The organism is Maridesulfovibrio bastinii DSM 16055 (assembly GCF_000429985.1).
Lineage (GTDB): Bacteria > Desulfobacterota > Desulfovibrionia > Desulfovibrionales > Desulfovibrionaceae > Maridesulfovibrio > Maridesulfovibrio bastinii.
On record NZ_KE387015.1, the window covers coordinates 83,411 to 96,433 of the forward strand.

At 46.8% G+C, this 13,023-nt stretch carries 11 protein-coding genes; 10 read left to right on the forward strand and 1 reads right to left on the reverse strand.

The window, feature by feature from the left end:
• Positions 1–88 precede the first annotated feature (88 nt).
• Positions 89–361: an HU family DNA-binding protein gene (locus tag G496_RS0116535; RefSeq protein ID WP_027180244.1), complete on the reverse strand. Its 273-nt coding sequence runs from the start codon at positions 359–361 to the stop codon at positions 89–91.
• A 317-nt stretch (positions 362–678) separates the two neighbouring features.
• On the opposite strand from G496_RS0116535, the gene G496_RS20165 reads away from it, so the two are divergent.
• The 10 genes from G496_RS20165 to groL all read left to right on the forward strand — a co-directional run bounded on the left by G496_RS20165 (position 679) and on the right by groL (position 12,993).
• A complete protein-coding gene (locus G496_RS20165; protein WP_034633702.1) occupies positions 679–2,370 on the forward strand; it encodes a sensor histidine kinase in 1,692 nt (563 codons plus the stop codon).
• 25 nt (positions 2,371–2,395) lie between these two features.
• The gene (locus G496_RS0116545) at positions 2,396–2,836 is read left to right on the forward strand and encodes a response regulator (protein WP_027180245.1); all 441 of its coding nucleotides are present in this window, start codon (positions 2,396–2,398) and stop codon (positions 2,834–2,836) included.
• A 19-nt stretch (positions 2,837–2,855) separates the two neighbouring features.
• On the forward strand, positions 2,856–3,251 hold the full coding sequence (locus G496_RS0116550) for a response regulator (protein ID WP_034633705.1): 396 nt from the start codon (positions 2,856–2,858) through the stop codon (positions 3,249–3,251).
• 45 nt (positions 3,252–3,296) lie between these two features.
• Positions 3,297–4,565, forward strand: coding sequence for a sulfite exporter TauE/SafE family protein (locus G496_RS0116555; RefSeq protein WP_027180247.1), 1,269 nt, complete (start codon positions 3,297–3,299; stop codon positions 4,563–4,565).
• Between the two features lie 2 nt (positions 4,566–4,567).
• Positions 4,568–5,272, forward strand: coding sequence for a hypothetical protein (locus G496_RS0116560; RefSeq protein ID WP_027180248.1), 705 nt, complete (start codon positions 4,568–4,570; stop codon positions 5,270–5,272).
• Positions 5,273–5,369: 97 nt separating this feature from the next.
• Complete coding sequence (locus G496_RS20170) at positions 5,370–7,955, forward strand: PEP/pyruvate-binding domain-containing protein (RefSeq protein WP_051295118.1); 2,586 nt, start codon at positions 5,370–5,372, stop codon at positions 7,953–7,955.
• 34 nt (positions 7,956–7,989) lie between these two features.
• Complete coding sequence (locus G496_RS0116570; protein ID WP_051295132.1) at positions 7,990–9,438, forward strand: sensor histidine kinase; 1,449 nt, start codon at positions 7,990–7,992, stop codon at positions 9,436–9,438.
• An 11-nt stretch (positions 9,439–9,449) separates the two neighbouring features.
• The gene (locus G496_RS0116575) at positions 9,450–10,895 is read left to right on the forward strand and encodes a sigma-54-dependent transcriptional regulator (protein WP_027180250.1); all 1,446 of its coding nucleotides are present in this window, start codon (positions 9,450–9,452) and stop codon (positions 10,893–10,895) included.
• A 183-nt stretch (positions 10,896–11,078) separates the two neighbouring features.
• On the forward strand, positions 11,079–11,354 hold the full coding sequence (locus G496_RS0116580; protein WP_027180251.1) for a co-chaperone GroES: 276 nt from the start codon (positions 11,079–11,081) through the stop codon (positions 11,352–11,354).
• Between the two features lie 52 nt (positions 11,355–11,406).
• Positions 11,407–12,993 carry a chaperonin GroEL gene (gene groL / locus G496_RS0116585; RefSeq protein WP_027180252.1) on the forward strand — a complete coding sequence of 529 codons (1,587 nt, stop codon included), beginning with the start codon at positions 11,407–11,409 and terminating at the stop codon, positions 12,991–12,993.
• The last annotated feature ends 30 nt before the right edge of the window (positions 12,994–13,023 follow it).

Consider the following 13,023-nt stretch of genomic DNA (forward strand, 5'->3'; position numbering starts at 1 on the left):
AAGTGCCTAATCAGAATAAATTTAATTAACAACAAAAAAAGGGCCGCTTCCTTTAAAGGAAGCGGCCCTTTAGCTTTAAGAAAAAGAGCTATTTTACAGCGTCCTTGAGGAACTTTCCGGGAGAGAATTTAACTCCGCGTGAAGCAGGAATCTGAATGGTCTGACCGGTCTGAGGATTACGACCTGTGCGGGCGGAACGTTCTACAGTCTTGAATGTTCCAAAGCCTGTAAGAGTGATGGTTTCACCATTCTTAAGACCTTCTTCAATTGAATCCAACACAGCATCAAGTGCAGCACCGGCATCTTTAGCGCTCATATCAAGCTTTTCCCGGATTTTCTTAACAAGAACAGTTTTACTCATATTTCACTCCTTGAAACATAAAATTTAACCCTGCTCCCCCAGCAGGAATTCAGTCCGACCCCAAGTTGCAGTACATCAATTGTCAGTAAAAAGCTATACCGCACATATAACCGCAGGGGCAATCGACTTCACAATGATTAATCTGCCTATACACTTTTTTTACAGAGTGTAAAACAACTCAACACCCAAAAGTCTTAATGAGGATATTTCTAAAAGCAAATAATTAATAATTACAACAAATTATATTTTTATTTCTTTTGGCATATCGTTTGCCTTTACTCCTGTGAGGAAACTTGAAGCCCCAGGGAGTAAAAGCGATGAAAGGTCCAAAAGGAAGCGAACCTTATTACAAGGCCCTATACCGTAACATAATATTAACAATCATAATTGTGTCGATTGTTCCTTCACTGCTGGCATTCGGCATGATGGCTTACCAGTTTAATGCTTCCTACAAAAAAAAGACTGTTGCCTATCTGCAGGAAATGGTCGCCCGCCACGGCCAGACTATCGACACTTTTCTGAATGAACGTCTGGCAAATATCCGCTCACTTGCTTCCAGTGCAGACCGGGACCTCCTGACCGACGATTCTTATATAGCCGCGCAACTCAATATTCTCCGTGAGGGATACGGTAAAATTTTCGTAGACCTCGGCGTCATCGACAGTTCCGGAATCCAGACAGCCTACTCAGGACCTTTTAGGCTAGAGCGGGCGAATTACAAGGATAGAGAGTGGTTTGTCAAGGCCATGAAGAGCAAATTTTATATAAGTGACGTTTTTCTAGGTCTCAGGGAGCAGCCGCACTTTATAATTTCCGTTCGGGTCGCCATTCACGGCAAGCCGTACATCATCCGCTCAACCATTGATTTTAAAGCCTTTAACAAGGTTGTAGCAAACATTCGGAGTGGACGTACCGGCGCGGCTTTCATCATAAACAACGCTGGAAATCTTCAGACCAGTGATGAAGCTCTGAACAAGAACACAAAAATCAGATTGTCCGGTGCAGCTTCAGTATTTTTCAATACGGGCATCTCACATTCCGGTGTCAGCACTCTTACCAACGAAGGCTACATCTATACAATCGCCCCCCTCAAAGATTCCCAGTGGCTCCTTGTCTATATGCAGCAGGAAGGCGAAGCGTTCCGCGAGCTCTACCGTACCGACTTCATGCTCTTCACGCTCATGGCCCTTGGATGTCTGGCAATCGTAGTCATGGCTCTGCTTCTTTCGCGCAGAACCATCAAACACATCAAAAAGGCCGATCACGAAAAAGAGATCATGAACTCTCAGGTTATAGAAGCGGGAAAACTCGCTTCAGTTGGTGAACTTGCTGCGGGCATAGCACATGAAATCAATAATCCGGTCGCCATTATGATTGAAGAGGCCGGATGGATAGAAGATATCCTTGAAGATTACGATACCGATATCAAAGACCTTGATGAAATGCGTCAGGCATTATCACAGATAAAGACTCAGGGCCGCCGCTGCCGTGAAATAACCCATAAGATTCTGAGCTTTGCCAGAAAAACTGATGACGCCCTGAAGGTTACGGACATCAATGACCTTATAACGCAGGTTATATCTGTCATTAAACAGCGCTCGCGCCTCAGCAACATTGAGATACTGACCAGACTTTCCTCAACTCTACCCAAAGTGACTGTTTCCCCTTCGGAAACTCAGCAGGTGCTGCTTAATCTCATCAATAATGCCCTTGATGCCATGGAAAAAAATGGCGGCACACTCTCTATTACCACCGAAAAAATCAAAGAAAATCTTTCAATCGAGGTTTCCGACACCGGAGAAGGAATCCCCGAAGATATCAAAAATAAAATTTTTGATCCTTTCTTCACCACAAAGCAGGTCGGCAGGGGAACCGGGCTGGGGCTCTCCATCTGCTACGGGATCATAAAAAAATATGGTGGAGAAATAAGGGTTTCCAGCACTCTGGGATATGGAACCACATTTCAGGTGAACATCCCTCTTACTCAGGATTCCCTGCAAAGCAGATGAAGGCATTCATAAAAGGAGGAAAGCCATGACCATACTGCAAAACGCAAATGTGCTGCTGGTTGATGATGAAATACATTTCGTCGAGGCCATAGCCCGGAGACTTTCCAAAAGGGGTCTTAAAATTCATGAGGCCCATTCAGGTGTCGAAGCACTGGAGGTTCTGCGTGAAGTTCCGGAAATGGATGTGGTTGTGCTTGACGTGAAAATGCCCGGTCTGGACGGCCTGGAAACACTCAAAGCAATCAAGTCTGAATACCCTGTGCTGGAAGTAGTCATGCTCACCGGGCATGCAACTGTTGAAAGCGCCATAGATGGAATGAAACTCGGGGCCTTCGATTACCTGATGAAACCATGTGAAATTGAAATCCTGATGGAAAAAATCAGTCAGGCCAAGGCCCGGCATGATGACCAGATGGAAAGAATAACTCAGGCCAGACTCCGGGACATAACCCGGACGAAGGTCTGACAGGCTGGGGGAAAGCACCATGATCAACGTTTTATTGGTTGATGACGAGATAGCGTTTGTAGACGTTTTATGCAGAAGACTCTCGCGAAGGGATATGCGGATTCTCAGAGCACACAGTGCGGAAGAGGCCATGCCTATCCTTGAGAACGACAAAGTGGACGTAGTTGTTCTCGATGTAAAGATGCCTGTGACCGACGGACTCACCGCTTTAAAGATCATCCGGAATAATTTCCCTGAAGTGGAAGTTATCATGCTCACCGGACATTGTGATCTTGAAGATGCCGTAGGCGGAATGGAAAACGGAGCATTCGACTACCTGCTGAAACCAGTGAGTCTTGATGAGCTGGTGCTTAAAATAATTGATGCGAATACCAGAAAACTACTTAGGCAGAAAAACAAAAATTCCGGGCAGTAACCCGGTAACTCTGAATCAGTTTCAGAAAACAGAGGGAGAGACAGTATGACGATATTTAGAAAGGCATATAGAATGCTGGTTGCGGCATCCGTTGCCCATGCCAAATGGGACATGGAAGTTTCACACAACATTCTGTCTTCTCGGAAAAGGCTTATTATTCTCGGAATTTGTATTTTACCGATAATCCTATTTTCCGTGGCTATAGCGGCATCTGATCCGGAACTTCCGGCAATACTCGGTGGGAAAAAAGCATACAGTCCGGCTTTCTACACACCGGTTATCTTTGCGGTATCAATTCTTATCGGTCTCTGCGCCGGACTTGTAACCGGCTGTATCGGTGCCGGAGGCGGATTTATTATTACCCCGGCCCTTATGAGTGCAGGAATTAAAGGTATTCTGGCTGTAGGTACAGACCTTTTCCATATTTTTGCAAAAGCCATAATGGGAACAGTAATTCACAAAAAACTCGGAAACGTATCAGTAGGGCTGGCAATCGCCTTTCTGATCGGCTCCGGTCTAGGCGTAACCGGCGGTGGTGTCATAAACAGGGCCTTATACGAAGCCAACCCTGTTCTCTCTGATACATTCATCAGCGTTGTTTATGTAGTCCTTCTGGGATTCCTCGGCACATACGCCCTTATTGACTTTCTGCGTCTGCGTAAAAACGATGCCGGCGGTGATGCCCACGGTGGAGCTCCCGGACAGAGCGGCGGGCTTCCTGCAAAACTGCAGAGGGCTAATATTCCCCCGATGATCGGTTTTGACGAAGATCTGGTTCCCGGCGGAAAGAAAATATCCGGCCTTTTCGTAGCAATGTGCGGAGGCGTGGTAGGCTTCGCAGCTGCGATTATGGGTGTTGGCGGAGGATTCCTCACATTCCCCATGTTCGTCTACATTCTCGGCGTATCCTCATTCACAACTGTCGGTACTGATATCCTTCAGATTATCTTCACCGCCGGTTACGCTTCAATCTCACAGTATGCTATCTACGGTTTCATTTTCTATACTCTGGCAATGGGCATGCTGATCGGTTCTCTCTTCGGCATTCAGGTCGGAGCACTGACCACCAAGGTTGTTAAAGGAATCTATATTCGCGGCTTTTATGCCACTGCAATTCTGGCTGGATTTGTAAACCGTATCTTCGCTCTCCCCGGAAAGCTTATGGAGATGGAAATACTCAACATTGATCCGGGTCTTGCCGGAATACTGACCCAGATAGGCAACTGGCTCTTCTTTATAGTCATCGGAATATTCGCAGTCTGGGTTATCGCCAAGTTTACCAGCAATATCAAAACCTTCAGATCGGAGGCCTAACCATGATAGTAAGAGACAAAAAGCATTTTGTGATCGGTTTATTCATGATCATTGTATTTGCTGCGGTGCTGTTCTGCATGTTCATGCCGATATACAGAGGACACAACGCCCTGGAGTATTCTGACAAGCTGTTCAACTCCATGGCTAAAGGTTCAACCTATTACATCAAAGGACTGGAAGAAAAGAGCCTCAAATATAAGGATGTGACCCTGACCATGAAATTAAAGGTCACTGACCCTGACAAAGCAGCGCTTATGACCAAAGTTTTATCGGGATATGGTCAGATATCACCAATTGAAGGCGGGCTGACGTTTACAGCCAATATAGGTGACATTCTCTTTGCGGCTCTGGAAGATTCCGATGCCATGTTCTTCAACAAGGATAAGCAGGTTGAACAGAAATATGGCATACCCGGTAAGACCGTAATGTACGGCTGGTGGCTTTCTGCCCGAGCTATGGAAAATTCGCTCAAGGCTCAGAAGAAGTTCAAGATTGCCGCCCAATTTGCTGAAGTTAATAAAAAAGCTATTGAAGTAGGATATAACTTTTTCGGAATTGATTCGGAAAAGGCTAACGAAGAAGTAGAATTACTGGCTTTTTCACTGGTATTCTATGTCATTTATACCCTCTGGTGGGGTATGGCCATCCTCAGTATGTTTCAGGCTTTCGGTCTTAAAATGACCAGAGGCTCAAAGAGCGAAGCCTGATTAACTAAGCTAAAACAATTTAGAAGAATTACACCTTATCACCCCTCACTACAGTCCTGCGGAGCAATGCTCCGCAGGGCTTCATAAAGGAAAACATATGTCCGGCGGCCTGATAGCAAAAATCTTATCCTTTCTGCCCGGGATTGAAAAATCCACCGGCTCCCGTGAGGACCTCGACAAATTGCAGGCAGAATTCAAACTGCGTTATCAGGCTTTCAAAATACTGCTTTCAGCTAACAACAAAGCCCTTGAGGTTATGGCTGAGCTTGACGAAAGCCAGAACGGGAAAAGAGCGGTCAGCAACGATTTTCTAAAAACCAGATGCACGCAAGCTTCCGTCAGTGTTCTACAGATGGTCAGGCAACTGGATATTCTAGCCCCCGGTAAATATCCTGAACTGGAAATCAGATTCAGAGAAATAGAATCCAGACTGCGTGAGATACTGGATGAAGGCAGGCATGAACAGGAAGCCCCTCTAGTGCTTGATCTTAGAGACGTAAGATCTTCCAATCCGCTGGCAACAGGAGGCAAAGCCGCCAACCTCTCCAAACTGATAAGAGGTCTTGATGTTAAAATTCCATCAGGCTTCACAGCGACATCCTCTGCTTTTGATCTGATACTGAGATACAACGGAATCACGTCCCGGATAGAAAGTCTTTTGCAATACCTGCACGAAAATATTGCAGACAGGATGAATGAGGTTCAGCCGGAAATAGAATCTTTAATACTTAATTCCGAAATTCCACCGGAGCTGGAAACTGCCATAAGCGAAAAGATAAAGATTATGGCGGATTCAAACCCTGATATAAAATTTGCCGTGCGCAGCAGTGCCGTGGGTGAAGACTCCATGCAGGCTTCCTTTGCAGGCCAGTTTAGATCGCTGCTTGATATTTCTCCTGACAGTATTCTGGAGGCATACCGTAAAGTTCTGGCTGGTAAGTATTCCGCAAGGGCTCTTCAATATGCTCTGAGCAGAGGAATACCGGACGATGAAAACGGCATGTGCGTCTGCTTTCTGGAAATGGTTGATTCTGTTTCCGGCGGAGTTGTCTACACCAGAGATCCGGCTGATCATGAAAACAATAATATTGTGATCGATTCAGTCTTCGGGCTGGCTAAAAATGTTGTTGACGGCACTGAAAAAAATGACCGCTTCATCATCTCACGCGGAAGTTGCGAAATTTTAAAAGAAGAGACTGCTGATCCGCATAACGGGGCGAGCATCAATGCTGATCAGGCAAAAAGGATCGCCTCAACCGCTTTGAATATTGAAAATTTTTTTGACTATCCTCAGGATATAGAATGGACCTTCAATCATCAGGATCAACTGATTATTCTGCAATCCAGACCGCTTAGACACGCTGTACGCAGAAACAGAAATACGGAAATTAAAATTGATACGGAACCTGTGATTACAGGAGGAGTAACCGCAAGTCCCGGAGCAGCAGGCGGCCCTGTTCATATCCTCAGAAGTAAAGCGACAACGCTCAATATACCGGAAGGCTGTATCCTCGTAGTTACAAGAGCTTTTCCAAGATACGCCCCGCTGCTCAGGCGGGTCTCCGGGCTGATATCGGAAAAAGGCGGCATAACGGGGCATCTTGCTAATGTTGCCAGAGAGTACGGAATCCCTGCAATCATGGGCATGGAAAATGCTACCGGCTTTCTGGCAGCAGGAGACATTGTGACCATGGATGCCGAAAGCAGAGCCGTATATCCGGGAATTGAAGAAAAATTACTCGAAAACACAAAAAACAATGTTCTGCGGCAACAGCATTCTCCTTTAAGTGACAAGTTTAAAAAAGCTTCAAAGCTGATCACCCCGCTCAACCTGACCGACCCTGAAAGCAGGGAGTTTTCAGCAGCAGGATGCCGGACACTGCACGACCTGACCAGATATATACATGAAGTTTCCGTGCGGCACATGTTCAGTTCCGGTTCATCTGAACAATCAGCCTTGAGGGCAGCTAAACAGATTGTTGCAGACCGCCCGCTTAAGTGGTGGGTAGTTAATCTTGATGACGGATTCGCATCAGAAATAAAAGGCAAGTATGTAGGTCTGGCCCAGATACGCTGCGAGCCCATGACCGCTCTATGGGATGGAATGATGGCTGTGCCTTGGGCTGGTCCGCCCCCGGTAAATGCCAGAGGGTTCATGTCTATTTTAGTTGAAGCCTCGGCCAATCCCCATCTTGACCCGGCAGTGGTTTCACCGCACAGCTTTAAAAATTATTTCATGATTTCAAAAAATTTCTGTCTGCTGCACACCAGATTCGGCTTTCACTTCTCTGTTGCCGAAGCCCTTGTAGGCGACAATCCCGCTGAGAACTACATCAGTTTCAAGTTTCGGGGCGGCGCGGCTGATTATGAACGCAAAAGACGCAGAGTTGAATTCATCAAATCCGTGCTCTCATATTATGGATTCAGAACAAGACTGAGAGGCGAAAACTGCTTTTCCCGACTTACCGGGCAGGAAAAGGCATACATGCTCAGAGCACTGCGGGCACTGGGGTATATCATAATTCATACCCGCCAGATGGACATGGTCATGTGCGACCAGGAATGTGTTTCAAACTACCGGGAACAATTCATAAGGGATATTGACGAAATAGTTTCCAGAGGTCAGGATGAACCCGGATTCGGTAGCTTTTTCCTTGAAGGAAAAGGTGAATCAGGTGATTAAACGCATTCCCAAAACCATTCTCCGGAAACTTACCATGTTTGGTCTTAGATTTCGTATATATGCAACCCTTGGGGCCATGATTGCCGCAACAGCTCTGCTTGGAGGCGTTTCGGCATGGTACACCTACACCCTGAACAAAGACTTCAGAACTATGGTTCAAGGTGAAGTAACTTCTTTGCAGGCCGCTGTGGAGCTTGAAAATTCCCTGACCGGTCAAAAAGGATTCGTCAGCTACTATTTCATGGATGGCAGCGAAGACTGGCTGGAATCACTAAGCAGACGCGAAAAAGAATTCATGGACTGGCTGATACGGGTGACTCCTCTGAATATAGGCGAAAACGCCGTACTTCTGGAAAAAATACGCAACTCTTATTTTCACTACTCATCATTACGCAATCAGGTGATTGCCTTATACAAAAGCGGACTGAGACAAAAAGGCCGGGATCTGCACGAACAGGCGCGCGAGGAATATAAGAAAGTTTATATGCTCTGCGAACAGTTCAAGCTCAACATGCAAAAGCGCATCCGCAATTCAATGGAAAACAATGAAAAACGCACTACCCAGCTGAACGCGGTAGTTTTTTCATCTCTCGGGGCAGGACTCATCTTCGGACTTTCACTGGCCTTGATGCTGGTCCGCAGGGTTTTCGATCCTCTGCGAAGGCTTGCCGAAGGAGAAACCATAAATGAGTCTTCCGGCGGATTGATGGATGAAGTAAGAACTCTCAGCAGCAGGGTTCACAGTCTTGTAAGTGCTGTAGCTGAACAGGAAGATGAACTTGAACAGAGCCGGGAAAGTCTTGCTCAGGCCCAGAAGCTGGCGACTGTCGGCAAACTCGCAGCCGGTATGGCCCACAGCGTTCGAAATCCTCTTACCGCTGTAAAAATGCGTTTATACACACTGGGGAAAACCCTTGAACTCGATGAATCGCAAAAAGATGATCTGGATGTTATATCCGAAGAGATAAGGCATATAGACAGTCTGCTCAATAATTTCCTCGAATTCTCCCGCCCTCCGCGGATCAAACCTGAGCGCAACAGCGTCTCAAACGTCATAGACAACAGCATTGCCCTTATGAGTCAGCGGCTTAACGCCTATGGAATAGAAGTTGTGCTCAACCGCAGGGAACCGCTTAAACCCAACCTTGTTGACGGTGAAAGATTAAAAGAAATGCTGGTGAATATTGTGGTGAACTGCTGCGAGGCCATGCCGGAAGGTGGCCGGCTGACCGTAACGGAAGAAGAAAAAATTTTACCGCAGGGTGGCGAAGTGCAGATTATCAAACTGGAAGACAACGGTGCCGGAGTTCCTGAGGACAAAGCCCCGCATATTTTTGAACCGTTCTTCTCCACCAAAAAGGAAGGTTCCGGACTGGGACTTTCAATTTCAAAACGCATAATCGAAGAACACGGGGGCAGTATCAGGCTGGGCAAATCAACAGAAGGCGGGGCTGCTTTCATAATCACCCTGCCCTTCAAATAAGCGGAGTCGATGTGGCTAAAATTCTTATTGTTGATGATGACGCGGCACTGCGCATATCTTTTGCCAAAATACTTCAGGGCGAGGGGCATAATGTCCAGAGTGCGGCATCTGGAGAGGCCGGGATCGAAATCTATACTTCCTTCAACCCGGACCTTGTGATTCAGGATGTCCGCCTTCCCGGAATGGACGGCCTCGAAACTTTTTCCCGGATGAAAGAGCTTGATCCAAGTGTTCAGTCCATAATCATGACCGCTTACGGAACAACTGAGACAGCGATTACAGCCACATCAATGGGTGCTTTTGACTATCTTCTCAAGCCTTTTGAAATACCTGAAATGCTGGAACTTATAGGCAAAGCGCTCGAAGCTTCAAGATTTTCCAGAAAAAAGGTCCGCCTTGATGCAGACAGCGAAGACCTTGACGTGGATGCAATTATCGGCGGCAGCAGGGCAATGCAGAACCTGTATAAATCCATTGGCAGGGTCGCACCGACAGATGCGCTGGTGCTGGTCCGCGGAGAATCAGGCACAGGGAAGGAGCTGGTGGCACGCGCCGTTTTTCAGCACAGTATGCGCTCTGACAAACCATTTGTTGTCATCAACTGTGTGGCCATTCCTGAAACACTGCTTGAAAGTGAACTTTTCGGGTACGAGCGGGGAGCTTTTACCGGAGCCAACACCAGAAAAATAGGCCGGATTGAACAGGCTGACGGCGGGACTGTTTTTCTTGATGAAATAGGTGATATGCCCCTTTCAATTCAGGCTAAAATTTTAAGACTGCTTCAGGAAAAAAGTATTGAAAGGATAGGCGGACGGGAAACAATTCCCATAGACGTGCGGATAATAGCCGCAACAAACAGAAATCTGGAACAGGCCATAAACGATGGACTGTTCCGTGAAGACCTCTATTACAGGTTGAAAGTGGTGACACTGCCACTGCCGCCGCTCAGGGAAAGACTTACTGATCTTCCGCAGCTGACTGAATATTTTCTACGCCGACTTTCAACTGTACCGGGTATGAGTAATCCCGGTATCAGCCGCTCCGGTCTTCTGGCTCTTCAGGAACACAGCTGGCCCGGCAATGTGCGCGAACTGGCCAACTGCATCCAGAAAGCCCTTATCTTCAACCGTGGAGCCCCTATTTCAGCCGAGGATATTCAATCGGCAATAAAGGGCGACCGCAGCTGTAATACAGAAGCTGCTGACAGCCATGAAAACCACGGGGTTGAAATAATACGCAGAACGCTCTCAAGCGGTGATGAAAATGCTTATGCCAATCTCATGGACCGTTTTTCATCCATGGTGATAACCGAAGCTCTTTCAATGTGTGATGGAAACCGCAGCAAGGCATCCAGACTGCTTGGGATGTCACGCCCCACACTGCTGTCCAGAATGGAACGGCTCGGGCTTAGAGTCAGTGCTAAAGTCAGCTCAGATAATTCATCTGAAAAAAATTGAAAAAAATTGCAGTCGCGGTGTTGACAAGCTGCTGCTCTGTCTTACTTTTAGGCCACCTTTGAGAAAAGGTAGCTGAATTGGTCTTTTTACTGCTAAAGAGACCTTTTTTTCGTTCGGATTATCCGTATTCCGGATCTCAGTTTGTAAAAAAAAGAAGTTCAAAAATACCGTTGAGGAGGAAACATGACTCTCAAACCTTTGCAGGATCGCGTACTCATTAAGCGTATGGAAAGCGAACAGAAAACCGCAAGCGGCATCATCATTCCCGATGCAGCTCAGGAAAAACCCATGAAAGGACAGGTTATCGCTACCGGTCCCGGAAAAGACAACAATCCCATGACCGTTAAAGAAGGTGACGCTGTTCTTTTCGCCAAATACGCAGGAAACGAACTGAGCGTCGACGGTGAAGACTTCATCATCATGCGCGAAGAAGAAATTCTGGCTGTTATCGAAGCCTAATACAAATTTAATCTAATTTAAAATATTTCCTTAAATAGGAGGAATTCACAACATGGCAAAAGCTATCGAGTTTGATGTAGATGCCCGTGAAAAAATCAAAAAGGGTGTTGATACTCTTGCTGAAGCAGTTAAGGTTACCCTCGGACCCCGCGGTCGTAACGTTGTTATAGAAAAATCATGGGGAGCTCCCACCATCACTAAAGACGGTGTAACCGTTGCCAAGGAAATCGACCTTGAAGATAAATTCGAGAACATGGGCGCACAGATGGTTAAGGAAGTTGCTTCCAAAACCAACGACATCGCCGGTGACGGTACTACTACCGCAACCGTTCTTGCACAGTCCGTTTTCAGCGAAGGTGTAAAGCTCGTCGCAGCAGGCCGCAATCCCATGTCCATCAAGCGCGGTATTGATTCAGCAGTAGCTGCTATTACCGAAGAACTCGGCAAAATTGCCAAACCCACCCGTGACAAGGCTGAAATCGCTCAGGTAGGAACTATCTCCGCCAACAGTGATGAAACCATCGGTGAAATTCTTGCCGAAGCCATGGATAAAGTAGGTAAAGAAGGCGTCATCACTGTTGAAGAAGCCAAAAGCATGATGACCGAGCTTGATGTAGTTGAAGGTATGCAGTTTGATCGCGGCTACCTCTCCCCCTATTTTGCCACTGATAATGACAGGATGGTCTGCGAATTCGAAGACCCCATGATCCTGCTCTGCGAAAAGAAAGTTTCCAACATGAAAGAGCTCCTGCCCATTCTTGAGCAGGTAGTTAAAATGTCTCGTCCTCTGCTCATTATAGCAGAAGATGTTGAAGGCGAAGCTCTTGCAACTCTGGTAGTCAACAGACTGCGCGGCAGCCTTCAGGTTTGCGCAATCAAGGCTCCCGGTTTTGGTGACCGCCGCAAAGAAATGCTCAAAGATATCGCAGTTCTTACCGGTGGACAGGTTATTTCTGAAGAAGTCGGCCTGACACTGGACAACGCAACAGTAGATGCCCTCGGTACCGCAAAACGCATTACCGTTGACAAAGAAAATACTGTTATCGTTGACGGCGCAGGTGCTTCCGAAGACATCATGGCCCGTGTAAAAATGATTGAAGCACAGGCTGCTGAAAGCACTTCCGATTACGACCGCGAAAAACTTCAGGAACGTCTTGCCAAACTCGTTGGCGGAGTTGCTGTTGTAAAAGTCGGTGCCGCAACCGAAGTTGAAATGAAAGAAAAGAAAGCTCGCGTTGAAGATGCTCTTAATGCTACCCGCGCAGCTGTTGAAGAAGGTATCGTCCCCGGAGGCGGAACCGCTCTTGTTCGTTGCGTAAAAGTTCTGGACGACCTCAAAGCAGGTAACGATGATGAACTCGCAGGTATCAACATCATTCGTCGTGCCGCTCAGGAACCTCTGCGTATGATCGCAGCCAACTCCGGATTCGAAGGATCTGTTGTAGTTGAGAAAGTTCTTGAAGGTAAAGACGGTTTCGGCTTCAACGCTGGCAAAGGCGTATACGAAGACCTGATCAAAGCCGGTGTAATCGATCCTAAAAAGGTTACCCGTATTGCTCTCCAGAATGCAGCATCCGTAGCAGGCCTCCTGCTGACAACCGAATGCGCTATCAGCGAAGCAGTCAAAGAAGAAGATTAATTCTTTCTTCTTGTTTATATATACCTTTCG